We start from the raw sequence: 14,500 nt of genomic DNA, 5'->3' as shown, positions 1-14,500 counted from the left end.
CGCATGGCTCAGACCTTCATCGGCATGACGACGAAGGTGGCGGGACTATCCTCCCTATCCCGCCACACCGTCGCACCGGCGCTGTCGGACAGCAGGATCTCGATCGTTTCGGCACTCAGCTGTCCGAGCGTGTCGGCGATGAACTTGCCGTTGAACCCGATCGTCAGCGGCGCTCCCGAATAGCTGCAGGGCACCTCCTCGCTCGCAAGCCCATGCTCAACCGACCGCGCGATCAGCATCACTTTGCCAGGCTCGACCTCGACACGGATCGTCTTCGTCTTGTCGGAGCTCACGACCGAGACGCGCCCGACTGCCTCGGCAAGATCGCTTCGCGAAATCGCGATCAGGCGTTCGTTTTCGGCCGGGATCACCCGATTGTAATCGGGAAACTCGCCATCGATCACCTTGGTCGTGAGCACGGTCTCCCCGACCTCGAAACGGATGCGCGTTGGCGAGAGAGCGACAGCGACTTGCCCCTCAAAACGGTCCAGCAGACCGGCAAGGATTCGCGCAGCCTTGCGCGGCAGGATCACGTCGGGGATACCGCTTGCGCCCTCCGGCAGCGGCAGAACGATACGGGCAAGCCGGTGCCCATCGGTTGTCGCAAAGCGCAGATCGCCCTCGCCAGGAGCGTGCACGAACACGCCGTTCAAATAGTACCGTGTTTCATCGGTGCTGATCGCATGCGAGACGCGCCCTAGCACGCCACCCAGGGTCGTGGCTGGCAGGTCGAACTGATGCGCAGCCGCTGACAACGGGATGATCGGAAAATCGTCCTCCGGTAGCGTCGACAGCTCGAACCGGGAGCGGCCAGCAGACACTGTCAGCTTTCCCTCCCCGAACTTCAGTTTCGCCTGGGCATTCTCCGGCAGCTTGCCCGCGATACGGTGGAGAAGGGCTGCATCGACCGCGACACCGAAACTGTCCTGCGTATCGATCGCCGACGCCCGGCGCTCGACCCAGACGTCGAGGTCCGTGCCGACGACAGTCAGCGACGCGGTCTCAACCCGTAACAGCACTGCCGCGAGAACCGGCACCGTATTCCGAGCCTCAACGACCCCGACGACGTCCTTCAGGACGCTACGCAGCGTCTTGACGTCGATCTCTGCGACGCTTGAAACCTTCAACTGTTTGTTTGGCATCGAACCATCCCCGTCTTCAGCCCCGTTCCCACGATCGTGACCCGGCGCAGCGTCGGCGCAGGCGCCCACTCCACACGGATCAGTCCGGTTTTCTTCAGGATCGCCACAGCGCCCTTCGCCTGGTTGAGTGTGATCCCGGCCCGCCGGGCGATCGCCGCGTTGGTCGGGCACGGCCGCTGGAACCGGGCCGCACGCGTCAGCAGCACCAGCACCCGGTCGTGGACCTCCGCCTCATTATCGACGTGCACATGCTCGCCCGCCCGGGCGACACCGCCGCCGCGCACCGGCAAAGGCGATGCGGTCCGCCGCGCCACATAGTTCCGTTCGGGCCGGTCCCGCAGGCGGCGCTGGAACAGCGTCACGAGTCCAGCTTCGAAGGCCTCGCGCGCGACCCGCGCAGCAGCACAGCCCACCGGCAGTGCGCACCGGGTCGCGTACACGAACTCATCGCCCTTCGCGGCGGTCGCCAACCAGGCCGCGAGCCGCTCCGGGCTGGCGACCACGCCGGGCGCCTCGCCGGCTAGCCCCGCCGCCATCACGCCCGCGCCACCACGGCATCGAACCAGCCACCCTCGGGCGGGCGGCCCCATTCACGCCGACCAACTGCGCCGTCCGTCGCCAGCCAGATCCGGTGCGCCAGGTCACCACCCGGCGTCAGCTCGCCCGCGATCAGCCGGTGGATCGTCATCGCTTCGTCGCGCGCGGCAGCAGCCACTTGCTCCGGCGTCCACCCCCGCTTTCCGACGAACGCCGCAAGACGGCGCGCGCCCTCGTTAGGCACCGTAGCGCCCAGGTGCAGCTTACTCATGCTTCCTCCTCGGAGATCGCGAGCAACTCGCCGCGCATCGTCGCGAGCACGCCCAGAATGTCGTCGAGTTCGGGCAGCGCCTTTCGAGCATCCGCCGCGTCGAACTTGCCATCCGCCAATCCCGCGCAGATCGCCGCCGTCAGCTCGGCGGACTCCTTGCCCTTGCGCGCAACCAGTTCGAGGAGGGTGGCGCGGCCGCCAAAGCGCTCCGGCACCGGCATGAACATGCCGCCCGCCTCGATGGACAGATGACGGGTAACCCGCGGAACCCCTGCCAGCGCCTCCAGATCCCGCACCACGTCCACTGGTGCGAAGCATTCGGCGTCGGCGAACGACAGCGACGCATAACGTGCCAGCGTCGACTTCCCGACGCGGCAGAACCGCGCCGCAATTTCAATCCCGCCAACAAGACTTAGCAGTTCGCCGAACTGGACCTTCAGCATCCGGTCTCTCACCGGACGGGCAGCGAGGATGTTCATGCGCCGTGACCTTGGGCTAGGCTGGCGACACCGGAGTCGCACCAGGAAAGGATCGGCCAACCATGAGCAGTGAAGGACGCGTCTACGTTCCGGTCCGCGCAGATTGCGGCCACGAGTTCGAGGTAGATCTTGTTGGGCGCGACCCGCACACGATGGAGTTCACGTGCCCCGTATGTGGGGCCGCAGAGCGCTTCACACCGGAACAGGCAGACACCATCCTCGCCCAGTATGAGGCGGCGAAGAAGGACGCCGCCGATGCGGTCAAGGACTTCGTCCGGAAGCTCAACAAGCGGCGCTAGCGAGCGGAACGAGGCCGCTGCCTCCGCCGAACCCTCCAGCGCAATTGTGACGGATCCGGTGAGCTCGGCCACGGGCACGGTCTCTGCCTCGTTCGCCGACGCCGGGAGGCGGGAAATATGGGGGGCCTTTCCCGATGACGGGCGCCCCGCCGCCGCAGTAATCGGGCAGCTATGGACTGCGCTCACGCCAAAGCCTCCGCGATCTCTTCCCGCCCCGGACGAGCCCGGGCGGGAGTGGTCCGCATCAGCCACTCGGCGTCGACCTCGATGCCCTCCGCATCAGCCACCGCGATGATGCCGGGCCAGTACTCGGGCGGAATGCGATTCCGCGCGCGCCAAGCGCGCACGTTGACGGGAGTGGCATCAACGGCGTCGGAAGCGGCGAGTTTCGCGGCGCCACCAAGCTTGGCGATCAACGCCGCATGAGTGTGGATGTCGATGCTCATAGCGTGTCGCTATCATTCGTAGCACGCGAGAGCAACATGATTTGTAGCGCCACGATGTGCAACGATCGAACCATGGACGAATCTCTCGACACACCTCACGCCCGTCTCCAGTATGCTCGCCGGGCCGCCGGTTTCGCGGACAAGGCAGAGTTCGCGCGGGAGGTCGGGATCCACGCGACGACGTACCGCGCGTACGAGAATGGCCAGAATGGCTTCGCAAAGCTGGCAAGCCTGTTCGCAAAGAAGCTAGGCGTCTCTACCGATTGGCTGATGCATGGAGGCGAGACGCCCGATGTACCGTTGCGGGTGCCATCACCCCCTACCAGGCCCGACTTGCCGCCAGTTAGAGGGGCGTCTGACGGCGACGGCGCGATCGCTGTTCGTCAGGTGGACCTAAGCTACGCGATGGGGGATGGGACGACGCTGGAAGACTACCCGGAAGAAGAGCGCATCCTCTTCGATCCGAACTTCCTCCGGCGGATTACCCGAGCAACCGCCGACCGCCTCTTCGTCGCGCGCGGTGACGGAGACAGTATGTTCCCTACTCTGCTGAACGAAGATGAAGTCGTGATCGATACCACGCAGCGCATCCTGAACATGCAGGATCGGATCTGGGCGTGCGCTTATCGCGGGGCTGGTATGATCAAGCGTCTCAGGGTGGTCGGAGACGGGATGGTCGAAGTGCGCTCAGACAACAAAACAATTGGCGATCACGTCGTTCCGGCGGAGGATCTCCATATCGTCGGACGAGTGATCTGGGTGGGCCGCCGAGTCTAGCGCTACGCTTTGTGTTGACGCGCTATGATATGTAGCGTTATGAATCTCTCGCCACCTGACGCGTCGCATCCAGCGCCGCAAGCATTGGTGGCGGGAGAGCCATCGTGCAGACAGCGTTCCTCACCGATTGCGTCGCAGTCTCGGCCCGGAGCGAGACGGAAGAGCGCATAGACGCCACCGTTACCCTCAAGTTCCTCGACCAGAATGGAAAGCAAGTCGGCACGTCCGTCGCGGGCCCGGCCGAGGTACACCAACTCGGCGTTCAGCTGACTAGGCTTGCGGCCGACCTCGCCCTCCATGCCGTCTCACCAAATCTGATCGCCCTTCCTGATCGCTTACTCCTGGCGTTGAGCCGCGAAGAGCGCGTGGCGGAGGCGGCATGATGGCCAAGCTGCCCCGCTCGCGACGCTGGCCCGGCCTGCGCGTCACCATTGCAGTCGTCGGCCTGGCGCACGCCGCCGCCGTCATCGTCACCATCGTGATGGTGTCGAACTGATGGGCGCGCTCCATGCCGTCGCCACCGCCGCGCTGTTCGCCACCGGCGCCAGCGTGGCGATCACCACAATCCTCGGCGCCGTCCTGCCCCAGCGCACCCGCATCCTGCGGCTGCTGCGCGAGGGCCCGTCCGCGTCGATCGTCGCGAGCTGAGCCCATGACCGGCGACGTTCTCTTCACAGCAACTCCGGCAGAAGCGGCACTCCACAAGCGCGCCGAGGATAATCTCGCGCAGCAGGCGCACTGCTGCACCCAGCGGGGTGCCCTCGTACGGCGATACCCGCCGCAATGACCGACACGCCCCCACCTTATGCCCGCATCACCAGCTGGCCCGACCTGCTCGCCACCGCCCAGGCGATCCTCGCCCAGCGAGAAAAGCGCTATCCGCAGGAGGTTGAGCGCGGCCGGATGACGTCGGCCGATGCCGAGCGCGGCCTGCGCATTGCCCGCGCGCTGGTGCGGCAATGGCAGGCGGTGGTGGATCGCGCAGACTGGTACGACGCGGAAAGCGACTTTGCCTTCGGCGACGGCAGTACTGGCGCCGGGGAAGTAGAGTTGCGCACGGATCTCGCCCGCGCCAGCATGATTGCGGCCGAACGCGCAGCGGCCAACCCCGGCGACGAACGTTTGAAGGTCTTCGCCGACCACATCGCCGCGCTCGCGTGGCATCAGCGCCCCTTCGGCGCTGGCCAGTGTCCACACATCGAGGGGGTCCACAAGCTTAACCAGGCCGCCCGCGCCCGCGCGGACGAGTTCATACTCGAAAGCACGAACCCGGACATTAGTTGGAGCGCGGCAGCATGACCGCCCCTCCCCGGCAAGCGGATTTCCGCCGCTCGCTAAGCGCCTCCGATCCAGACGTCATCGCTTTCGCGGAAGCGCTTGCGCGCGCGCACGTTGCGCGGGACATTGCCGCCGCCAAGGAACGTGCCCGTGCGAACACTGATCTACGCTCGATACTCTAGCCAGCTCCAGAACCCGCGCTCCATCGCGGACCAGATCGGCGCATGCACCGAACGGGCAGAGCGCGAGGGCTGGAGCATTGCAGGCATCTACCACGACGAGGCGATCAGCGGCGCCGCCGGCATCGACGGCGGTCAACGGCCCGGCCTCCACGCCCTGCTCGCCCATGTCGAGCGCGGCGGCATCGATCAGGTCCTGACCGAATCGACGGATCGCATCGCTCGCCACCAGGGCGATGCCTACACGGTGCGCGAACGGCTTCAGTATGCCGGCGCCCGCTTGTTCACGTTGATGGACGGTGAGGTCGATGACATCACCGGCACCATCAAGGGCCTGTTCGATGCACGCATGCGCAAGGATCTGGCTGCACGCGTCCGCCGCGGGCATCGCGGGAATATCGAACAGGGCCGCGCCGCATCCGGCGTCGCCTATGGGTATCGACGCGTGATCCGCCTGGACGTGAGTGGGGAGCCGATACGGGGCCTTCGCGAGATCGACCCGGACAAGGCAGAGATCGTGCAGCGCATCTATCGCGAATATGCGGGCGGCCAGAGCACCCTAGCGATCGCAACCCGCCTCAACGCGGAAGGCATCCCCGCGCCCCGCGGTGGTATCTGGCGAGCCTCGACCCTGATCGGCCACCGCGCCACTGGCTTCGGCTTGCTGGTGAACCCGGTTTATGTCGGCCGCCTTGTGTACGGCCGCACGAAGGGCAGCGTGGATCCTCGCTCGCGCGAGCGCCGCATGCGTCCTGGCGACGGCGACACGCGCGAGGGCAGCGCCCCGCACCTCCGCATCATCGACCAAGCGCTGTTCGATCAGGTGCAGGACGAGATCGCCCGCAGAGCGTCCCCACATCCGGAGCGACAGCGCCGACCCAAGCACATGCTGTCAGGGCTGGGCGTGTGCGGCGTGTGCGGCGGCAGATGGGTGATCATCCGGGGCGGCTACTGGGGCTGCTCGCACGTCGCGGGTGGCAACGCCTGCTCCAACACGCGGCAGATCAAGAGCGCCGAGTACGAACATCGCGTGCTGCAGGAGCTGCGCGACCAGATGCTCGCGCCGGACGTCGTCTCGGCTTACTTGCGCGAATACCACCGTGAGCATGCCCGGCAGTCGGCAACCCTCACCCGCGACCGCGACCGCCTCCAGCGTCGGCACGACGAGGCCGAGCGCAAGATGCAGCGCCTGGTCAGCGCCGTCGCCGACGGCGGCAACGAGTTCGCCGAGATCCGCCAGCTGCTCGCCGAGGCACGCGATGAACGCGGCCGCCTCGCGCGCGAATTGGCGTCGTTGGACGCGCTCCCGGTGCTCACCCTCCACCCCGGCCTAGCCGACCAGTACCGCCGCTCGATCGAGGCGCTGGAGGCGGACCTGTCCGATGAGGCCACTCAGTTGGAAGCGGTCCCCCGCCTCCGCAAGCTGATCTCACGCGTCGAGGTGATGCCGAGCGCAGCGAAGACGGGTGTAGACCTTAGGGTCGTCCGCCAGATCGACGAGATTCTGAACCTGGCGTGCGAGCCTAAGCAAGCGCAGATGCGGTGACTATTTGCCCCGCCCTCCTTCAGGAGAGCAGGTTGGTCGCGAGCCACTCATTGACCTCCTTCGGCCCCCAGCCAGAGTACGGCGCGTTAAGGGTTATGACGTAGATGACGTCATTCGCATCCAGCATGGGCCTCAGAAAGTCCTGAACCTGTCGCGGCGTGTTTGCCGTCTTGATCGCATAGCAAGACTCGGACAGCTTCGCCCAAGTAGGATAGCCCTCCTTGAGGCGCTTTGTGATGTTAGGCCGAACTGCCTCGCGATTCAGGTCGTACGTCACAAGCAATACTGACATGCTGAAAATCCTCTATCATCCCCGCACATCTGACTGCTTCAGACGATACGCCGCAGGCGATGATCATCAGGGCCACTACGTCGTGAGTCCACCCAGCAAACGCTGAGGTCCTGACTACTCACGGCGTTACTGTTCGAAAAAGGCACAGGGCGGTTTGGGTGCGGTAACGCCTAGTTCGTTGAAGCGCATGGCAAGCTGATGCCGGTGCGCCAGGCGCTTGGCGCCGGGCTGCCGCTTGCGGGCACCGGCTGCGCGATCGCGGTGCCGATGCTGGCGCGGATCGCGATCGCGCGGGGCGGCGCGCCGTTCGACGGCGCCAGCCTGACCGAGGATTATGAGCTCGGCCTGACCATCGCGATGCTGGGCGGGCGCGGCGTGTTCCTGAACGTGCGGGAAAAGGACGGCGACCAGCCGATCGGGGTGCGCGCCTTCTTCCCCGCTACCCTCGACGCCGCCGTGCGGCAAAAGGCGCGCTGGATGGTCGGCATCGCGCTTGCCGGCTGGGACCGGATCGGCTGGGCCGCACGCTGGCGGGCGACCGACCATTGGATGCGGATGCGCGACCGTCGCACCATTTTGGCCGTGCCGGTGTTGGGCGCCGCCTATGTGGCGCTGGTCGGCTGGGGCATCTCGGAGGTGGGCCATTGGCTCACCGGCTCCGGGCGCATGCCGGTTTCCCCGGCCATGCGCCTGCTGCTGATGCTCAACACCGGCCTGCTCGTCTGGCGGGTCGCGATGCGCGCGCATTTCGTCGGCGCGCGCTATGGCTGGCAAGAGGGGCTGCGGTCGATGCCGCGCGCGGTGATCGCCAATTTCGTGGCGCTGCTGGCGGCCAGGCGGGCGATCTTCCGCTACCTCGCGATGCTGCGCGGAGCCGAACTGCGCTGGGACAAAACCGCGCATCACTTTCCCCATCTCCACGCCGGACCCGTCGCATGACGGGCGTCGGCCGGCCGCTCAAGTTCCTGGTCATCGTGCTGCTCGGCTGGTCGGGAGCCCGCGCGGCGCTGCTGTGGCCGGGCGCACCGCTCGCGGTTCCGGCGGAGGCGACCGCATCCGCGGGGCCGGAAATCCCGGCGCCGGCGGCGGCCTTTTCCGCGTTCGCGCAGCCGCTTCCGCCCCCGACCGAAGCGGCTGCTGCGGCGATGACGCCCCTGGGCGCGCCGATACCGCCGCTGCTTCCCTTCGAACTAACCGACACCGGCTTCGGGGAATCTGCCGCCCCCGCCCCGTTCCCGGAGCCGTCGATGCCCCTCGCCGCCCGGATGCAGGAAGCCGTCCCGCCCGCCGCGCCGGCAAGCGTGCCCGTAGAACCCGCGCTCGCACTGGTCGCACAGCCGCCCGGCCCCAGCCGCTGGTCGGCGAGCGCGTGGCTGGTCGCGCGCGCCGGCAGCATGGCCGGCAACGGCGCCTTCGGGCCCGCCCAGCTTGGCGGCAGCCAGGCCGGCGCCCGCATCCGCTACGCGCTTGGCCGCACGCTCGCGCTCTCCGGCCGCCTGTCCGCGCCGTTGCGCGGGATCGGGCGCGAAGCCGGCCTCGGGGTCGAGTGGCAGCCGCTCAAGATCCCGCTCTCGATTCTCCTCGAACGCCGGGTTGCGCTCGATGCCGGCCGGGGCGGCACCGCGCTCGGCGCCATCACCGGGATCAACCCGACGCGGGTGGCCGCGCGGCTGGAGCTGGAGGGCTATGGCCAGGCCGGCGTCGTCGCGCGCCGCCGTCGTGAGCCCTACGCCGACGGCGCCCTGCGCCTGCTTCAGCCGGTGGCGAGCGGTCGCCTGGGTCGGCTGGCGGTGGGTGCGGGCGTCTGGGGCGGGGCGCAGCGCGGGGCCAGCCGGCTGGACGTCGGGCCTTCGGTGGTCGCGACCGTGCCGACGGGGGGCCCGACGCTGCGGGTCGCCGCCGAATGGCGCCAGCGCGTCGCCGGCAATGCCGCCCCGGGCTCGGGCCCGGCGCTGACGCTCGGCACCGACTTCTGAAGGCTTTGTCCCGCCCGGCCAAACGGGTATCGACGAACCAATGGATCTCTACCTCCCCGTCGCGAACCTCTCGGTCAACGCGCTCGTCATCGTCCTCTTGGGCGGCGGCGTGGGGTTCCTGTCGGGCATGTTCGGGGTCGGCGGCGGGTTCCTGACCACGCCGCTGCTCATCTTCTACGGCATCCCGCCCACGGTCGCGGCCGCATCCGCGGCGAGCCAGGTGACCGGCGCGAGCGTGTCGGGCGTGTTCGCGCATTTCCGCCGCGGCGGCGTCGACGTCCGGATGGGCGCGGTGCTGACGGTCGGCGGCGTCCTCGGCTCGATCGCCGGTGCCGGCATCTTCCGGCTGCTCCAGGCGAGCGGCCAGATCGATACGGTGATCGCGCTCATCTATGTGCTGCTGCTCGGCTCGATCGGCGGCCTCATGCTCAAGGAAGCGGTCAGCAGCATCCGCGTGCTGCGCGGGGCAAAGCCCCCGCCCCCGGCGCGCCGCCGACACCACCCGCTCGTCGCCGCGCTGCCGCTGCGGTGGCGCTTCTACGCCTCGGGCCTCTATATCTCGCCGCTCGCGCCGCTGATCCTGGGCTTCGGGGTCGGCATCCTGACGATGCTGCTCGGGGTCGGCGGCGGCTTCGTCCTCGTGCCCGCGATGCTCTACCTGCTCGGCATGGGGACGCGCGTGGTCGTCGGCACCTCGCTGTTCCAGATCCTGTTCGTCACCGCCTCTGCCACCCTTGTCCATGCGATGACGACCAAGGCGGTGGACATCGTGCTGGCGGTGCTACTGCTGCTCGGCTCGGTCACCGGCGCGCAGATCGGCGCCCGTTTCGCCCAGACCGTGAAACCCGAATATCTGCGCCTGATCCTGGCGCTGATGGTGCTGGCGGTGGCATCCCGCATGGCGCTCGGGCTCGGCTGGCGCCCCGACGAGATCTTCACGATCCAGTCGTCGTGAAGCGCGCGCTCGCCCTGTTCCTGCTCGCCCCGCTGCTGCTGGGCGCGACCGTCGCCAAGCCGGTGCTGGTCCCCGACGTCTCGCGCCGGGACATCCAGATCGCCTACAGCTTCACCGGCGCCGAGCTGCTGCTGTTCGGCGCGATCCTCTATCCCGGCGGCCGTGAGCCCGACAGCAAGCATCCCGCCGACGTCGTCGTGGTGGTCAAGGGCCCCTCGCAGTCGATCGTGATGCGCGAAAAGGAAAAGGTCGCCGGCATCTGGGTCAACGCCGCGCGCACCCGCTTCCGCTCGGCCCCTTCCTTCTACGCGATCGCCTCGTCCCGGCCGATCGACGAGCTGGTCGACGACCGCACCCGCGCCATCTACGAGCTCGGCCTCGACAGCCTCCAGCTTTCCCCGGCCTCGGGCGCCACGACCGAGGAACAGGCCCGCTTCGCCGCCGGGCTGGTCGACTTGAAGCGCAGGAGCGGCCTCTATTACGAGGCGCCGGGCGCGGTCGAGATCACCGACGGCGTGCTCTATCGCGCGGCCGTCGACATCCCCGCGCGCGTGCCGGTGGGGCGGTTCACGGCCGAGACCTTCCTGATCCGCGACGGGCGCGTGCTCGCCGCCGCCGTGCGCGACATCGACATCCGCAAGTCCGGGTTCGAGCGCTTCGTCGAACAGGCGGCCGAGCATCACTCGCTGATCTACGGCCTGGTGGCGGTGGCGCTGTCGGTGCTGTTCGGCTGGGCCGCCGGCGCGATCTGGCGGCGGTTCTGACGCACGGCGCCGTCGCGGGCGCCAACGCATTCTTTACCCTCGCCGGTGCATGGCCCCGCCCAACGGCCGAGGAGTTTTCAGGTGACAGAAGTGACGGGCGCGCGATCCTTCCATGATGGCGCCGCCACCCGCGCTGCCCCGCCCCGCGCGATCGGCGCGGTGACGCAGGTGTCCGGATCGGGCAGCCAGATGGCGCTCAACCTGGAAACGGTCAGCGCGCTTACCAACGACCCCGACAGCGCGATCGCCGCGGCCGGCCAGATCGGCAGCCAGGTAAAGATCCGCGCCGGCGGCAACTGGCTGATCGCCAATGTCCGCGCCGTGTGCGCCGCCCCGGACGAGGAGCGCCAGGCGCTCGCCACTATCGATTTCCTGGGCGAGGCGGAGGAGGATCGCGCCACCGGCGGCTTGCGCGACTTCCGCCGCGGCGTCACCCGCTATCCGATGCCGGGGACGCCGGTCTATCCGCTCAGCACCGCGGACCTGCGCCGGATGTACGCCGCCGGCGATCGCGCCCATATCGAGATCGGCACCGTCTATCCCACCGCCGACATCCGCGCTGCGCTGCAGGTCGACGCCATGCTCGGCAAGCATTTCGCGCTGCTGGGCTCAACCGGTACCGGCAAGTCGACGGCGGCCGCGCTCATCCTCCACCGCATCTGCGAGCTCGCCCCCCAGGGCCATATCGTGATGATCGACCCGCACGGCGAATATGCCGCCGCCTTCGCGGGGATCGGCGCGCTCTACGACGTCTCGAACCTCCAGATGCCCTATTGGCTGATGAACTTCGAGGAGCATTGCGAGGTGCTGCTCACCGCCTCCGGCGCCGATCGGCAGGTCGATGCCGACATCCTCGCCAAATGCCTGCTCGCCGCCCGCGCCAAGAACCGGCTGGCGCAGGAGTTCGGCCGGCTCACGGTCGACGCGCCGATCCCCTATCTGCTGTCGGACCTCACCAACATCCTCGCCCAGGAAATGGGTAAGATGGACCGTGCCGGCGACACCGCGCCCTATCTGCGGCTCAAGAGCAAGATCGACGAGATCAAGGGCGACCCGCGCTATTCCTTCATGTTCTCGGGCATGCTGGTCGCGGACACGATGGCGGCGTTCCTGTCGCGTGTCTTCCGGCTTCCCTCGGACGGCAAGCCCATCTCGATCATCGACGTCTCCGGCGTGCCGAGCGAGATCACCTCGGTGGTGGTCGCCGTGCTCAGCCGCATGGTGTTCGACTTCGCGATCTGGTCCCGCACGGAACCGCAGCGCCCGATCCTCCTCGTCTGCGAGGAAGCGCACCGCTACGTTCCCAACGAGCGCAATGCCGACGGCTCCTCGGTCGGCCGCATCCTCAGCCGCATCGCCAAGGAAGGCCGTAAATACGGCGTCTCGCTCGGCCTCATCACCCAGCGACCGTCGGACCTGGCGGAGGGGGTGCTGTCGCAATGCGGCACCATCCTGGCGATGCGCCTCAACAACGATCGCGACCAGGCGTTCGTGCGCGCCGCCATGCCAGAGGGGGCGCGCGGCTTCCTCGACACCATCCCGGCGCTGCGCAATCGCGAGTGCATCATCTCGGGCGAAGGCGTGACGACGCCGGTCCGCGTCCGTTTCGACGCGCTTGCCGAACACCAGCGCCCGGCCTCCAGCGACCCGCTCTTCTCGGAATTGTGGCGCGAAACCGGGGGCGAGGACGGCATCCTCGAACGCACCATCCACCGCTGGCGCGCGGGGAAATAACCGGGGCCTTCCCCGCTTCCCTCCCCACCGCTCGTCCTCAGTCGCCCTTGGGCACCGCCATCAGCTGCGCGTACAGCGCCTTGAACCGGCGCAGGTCCTGGCCGCTCAGTTGCTGCACGCTAGCCAGCGACACCGACCGCGGGTTCACCGCCGTCCCGTTCTTCCACAGCTCGTAATGGAGGTGCGGGCCGGTCGAAATGCCGGTCGACCCGACATAGCCGATCACGCTGCCCTGCTTGACGCGCTGGCCCGCCCGCACCGCGATGCGGCTCATATGGCCATAGCCGGTGGCGAGCCCGCCGTTGTGGTTGAGCTTCACGAAATTGCCATAGCCGCCCGCACGGCCCGCCCGCGCCACCACGCCATCGGCGGCGGCCCGGATCGGCGTGCCGCTCGGCGCCGCCAGGTCGAGGCCCTTGTGCAGCCGGCGGAAGCGCAGCAGCGGGTGCACGCGCCAGCCGAAGTTGGAGGTCAGCCGCCCGTTGATCGGCATGGTCATGCCGCCGCGCCGCTCGCCCACGCCCTTGGGGTCGTACCACTGGACCTTGCCGCCCTGTTCCCAGCGCAGCAGCCCGACCTTGCGCTTGCCCTGGTCCAGCCCGGCGTACAGCAGCTTGCCCAGCTGGACCTCGCCGGTTTCCGCGCGCTGCCGCTCGACGATGATGTCGAACCGATCGTTGCCGCCGACCTGCCCCATCGGCACGCGCGACGACAGCGACTTGATATAGGCCTCGACCGCCTTGGGAGGGGCGCCGGCGGCGCGCGCCGCGTGATAGAGGCTGCCGCCGACCCGGCCCTGGATGCGCAGCGGCGTGTGGTCGATCGCGATCGGAATGGTCTTGAGCGCGAGCCCGCCGTCCGCGCGCGCCAGCTCCAGCGCCAGGTCGAAGCGCGCCCGGAACGCCAGCTTCTCCAGCGGCCGCGGCTGTTCCTTGCTCTCGCGCCGGCCGAGCGTGATGTCCAGCCGCGTGCCCGGGTTGAGCTCCTTTGCCGAGACCTTGCTGCCGATCAGTTCGACCGCGCGCGCCGCCTCGTCCGCGCCCACGCCCGACCGCTTCAGCACGCCGGCCAGCGCCGTGCCGCTTCCCAGCGTCGCCGTCAGCTGGATGATCGGGCGCTCCGGCGTGTCGGCAAGCGGGCGGACGCTCGACGTCGCCGCCATCCGCATCCCGCTGGTGGCGCCCAGCGCCCGCGCGCCGAAGCCCAGCGTGCGGGCTTCCTCCCAGTCGCGCCCGTCGAGCGCGGCCGGCACCGCGGCACGGATCGGCCGCCCGATCCCCGGCGACAGCATCCAGGCGACCGAAAGCAGCGCAACGCAGGTCGCGGCCCCGCGCCACCATTCGCGCGAACCGATCTGCGCGCCCAGGTCGGGCGCCAGTTCAAAGTTCGGGAAACGGGCGTGCAGCCGGTCGGCGAGCGTTACTGCCCGCGCAGGTGCATCCATGCGGCCGAACGAGCGCGCATTGGCGCCCCCGGCAAATTGCAGTTCAAGATCGCTGCGCAAGAACAAGAAAAGCGCGCCCCCTGTATCGACCGCCCGACCCGGCCGAGCCGCTTTCCTCTGCAACCAAGGGCTTAAAGTCAAATGAACGCCGGCCGAGTCGCGCCATCCCGCGACCGGCTGTGGCGCACAAACGGCCAGCGGCAGCGACCCTGGCAAAAGAGAGACTGGCACCGGGCCCGCAGCTACTGCTGAGTGCCGCAGACAGTGATGTTCCAGGGCGTGAGCGCTTTTCTCGCGCAACGCGCGCGAAGCAAGGCGAGTATTCGCAGGAAAATGTGCAGGAATCCCAAGTCTTCTGACTTGCCACAAAACGAATCCAGG

At 68.3% G+C, this 14,500-nt stretch carries 17 protein-coding genes and 1 pseudogene; 11 read left to right on the top strand and 7 right to left on the bottom strand.

Translation table 11 applies throughout. The annotated features are described in order from the left end of the window. Positions 1-8: 8 nt before the first annotated feature. Genes dnaN through QP045_RS11775 form a run of 4 tightly spaced genes read right to left on the bottom strand, consistent with a single transcriptional unit; the run spans position 9 to position 2,393 of the window. Positions 9-1,142, bottom strand: coding sequence for a DNA polymerase III subunit beta (dnaN, locus tag QP045_RS11790; protein WP_422515176.1), 1,134 nt, complete (start codon positions 1,140-1,142; stop codon positions 9-11). Continuing rightward, positions 1,124-1,678, bottom strand: coding sequence for a hypothetical protein (locus QP045_RS11785; protein ID WP_422515175.1), 555 nt, complete (start codon positions 1,676-1,678; stop codon positions 1,124-1,126). The genes dnaN and QP045_RS11785 overlap by 19 nt, the downstream gene beginning before the upstream one ends. Then, positions 1,678-1,950 carry a hypothetical protein gene (locus QP045_RS11780; protein ID WP_422515174.1) on the bottom strand — a complete coding sequence of 91 codons (273 nt, stop codon included), beginning with the start codon at positions 1,948-1,950 and terminating at the stop codon, positions 1,678-1,680. Before QP045_RS11780 ends, QP045_RS11785 begins: the two co-directional genes overlap by 1 nt. Then, positions 1,947-2,393: a hypothetical protein gene (locus tag QP045_RS11775; protein WP_422515173.1), complete on the bottom strand. Its 447-nt coding sequence runs from the start codon at positions 2,391-2,393 to the stop codon at positions 1,947-1,949. The genes QP045_RS11780 and QP045_RS11775 overlap by 4 nt, the downstream gene beginning before the upstream one ends. A 98-nt stretch (positions 2,394-2,491) precedes the next feature. On the opposite strand from QP045_RS11775, the gene QP045_RS11770 reads away from it, so the two are divergent. Continuing rightward, complete coding sequence (locus tag QP045_RS11770) at positions 2,492-2,728, top strand: hypothetical protein (protein ID WP_422515172.1); 237 nt, start codon at positions 2,492-2,494, stop codon at positions 2,726-2,728. Between the two features lie 182 nt (positions 2,729-2,910). Here the strand turns inward: QP045_RS11770 and QP045_RS11765 are convergent, their stop codons facing one another. Next, on the bottom strand, positions 2,911-3,174 hold the full coding sequence (locus QP045_RS11765) for a carph-isopro domain-containing protein (RefSeq protein ID WP_422515171.1): 264 nt from the start codon (positions 3,172-3,174) through the stop codon (positions 2,911-2,913). Between the two features lie 72 nt (positions 3,175-3,246). Between QP045_RS11765 and QP045_RS11760 the strand changes: the two genes are divergently transcribed. The 5 genes from QP045_RS11760 to QP045_RS11740 all read left to right on the top strand — a co-directional run bounded on the left by QP045_RS11760 (position 3,247) and on the right by QP045_RS11740 (position 6,954). Continuing rightward, positions 3,247-3,951: an XRE family transcriptional regulator gene (locus QP045_RS11760; RefSeq protein ID WP_422515170.1), complete on the top strand. Its 705-nt coding sequence runs from the start codon at positions 3,247-3,249 to the stop codon at positions 3,949-3,951. A gap of 104 nt (positions 3,952-4,055) precedes the next feature. Next, positions 4,056-4,334, top strand: a complete 279-nt coding sequence (locus QP045_RS11755) for a hypothetical protein (protein ID WP_422515169.1) — start codon at positions 4,056-4,058, stop codon at positions 4,332-4,334. A 112-nt stretch (positions 4,335-4,446) separates the two neighbouring features. After that, the gene (locus QP045_RS11750) at positions 4,447-4,599 is read left to right on the top strand and encodes a hypothetical protein (RefSeq protein WP_422515168.1); all 153 of its coding nucleotides are present in this window, start codon (positions 4,447-4,449) and stop codon (positions 4,597-4,599) included. Between the two features lie 135 nt (positions 4,600-4,734). Next, positions 4,735-5,250: a hypothetical protein gene (locus QP045_RS11745; protein WP_422515167.1), complete on the top strand. Its 516-nt coding sequence runs from the start codon at positions 4,735-4,737 to the stop codon at positions 5,248-5,250. 129 nt (positions 5,251-5,379) lie between these two features. Beyond that, positions 5,380-6,954, top strand: a complete 1,575-nt coding sequence (locus QP045_RS11740; protein WP_422515166.1) for a recombinase family protein — start codon at positions 5,380-5,382, stop codon at positions 6,952-6,954. A 19-nt stretch (positions 6,955-6,973) separates the two neighbouring features. On the opposite strand, the gene QP045_RS11735 is transcribed toward QP045_RS11740, so the two are convergent. Next, the gene (locus QP045_RS11735) at positions 6,974-7,246 is read right to left on the bottom strand and encodes a hypothetical protein (protein ID WP_422515165.1); all 273 of its coding nucleotides are present in this window, start codon (positions 7,244-7,246) and stop codon (positions 6,974-6,976) included. A 189-nt stretch (positions 7,247-7,435) separates the two neighbouring features. Here QP045_RS11735 and QP045_RS11730 point away from each other — a divergent pair. From QP045_RS11730 to QP045_RS11710, 5 genes and pseudogenes are all read left to right on the top strand, one after another. After that, positions 7,436-8,185, top strand: a pseudogene (locus tag QP045_RS11730) (glycosyltransferase family 2 protein); the annotation flags it as partial. Next, positions 8,182-9,222: a hypothetical protein gene (locus QP045_RS11725; protein ID WP_422515164.1), complete on the top strand. Its 1,041-nt coding sequence runs from the start codon at positions 8,182-8,184 to the stop codon at positions 9,220-9,222. The pseudogene QP045_RS11730 and the gene QP045_RS11725, both read left to right, overlap by 4 nt. A gap of 40 nt (positions 9,223-9,262) precedes the next feature. Next, on the top strand, positions 9,263-10,177 hold the full coding sequence (locus QP045_RS11720; RefSeq protein ID WP_422515163.1) for a sulfite exporter TauE/SafE family protein: 915 nt from the start codon (positions 9,263-9,265) through the stop codon (positions 10,175-10,177). Beyond that, positions 10,174-10,941, top strand: coding sequence for a TIGR02186 family protein (locus QP045_RS11715; RefSeq protein ID WP_422515162.1), 768 nt, complete (start codon positions 10,174-10,176; stop codon positions 10,939-10,941). Before QP045_RS11720 ends, QP045_RS11715 begins: the two co-directional genes overlap by 4 nt. A gap of 81 nt (positions 10,942-11,022) precedes the next feature. After that, a complete protein-coding gene (locus QP045_RS11710) occupies positions 11,023-12,675 on the top strand; it encodes an ATP-binding protein (RefSeq protein ID WP_422515161.1) in 1,653 nt (550 codons plus the stop codon). Between the two features lie 37 nt (positions 12,676-12,712). Here QP045_RS11710 and QP045_RS11705 read toward each other — a convergent pair whose 3' ends face one another. Then, positions 12,713-14,119, bottom strand: coding sequence for a M23 family metallopeptidase (locus tag QP045_RS11705; RefSeq protein ID WP_422515160.1), 1,407 nt, complete (start codon positions 14,117-14,119; stop codon positions 12,713-12,715). Between the last annotated feature and the right edge of the window lie 381 nt (positions 14,120-14,500).

It is taken from the genome of Sphingomonas sp. 3-13AW (genome assembly GCF_049311085.1).
In the GTDB taxonomy this organism is placed as follows: Bacteria; Pseudomonadota; Alphaproteobacteria; order Sphingomonadales; family Sphingomonadaceae; genus Sphingomonas.
This window is presented reverse-complemented; position numbering and strand designations above follow the sequence as displayed.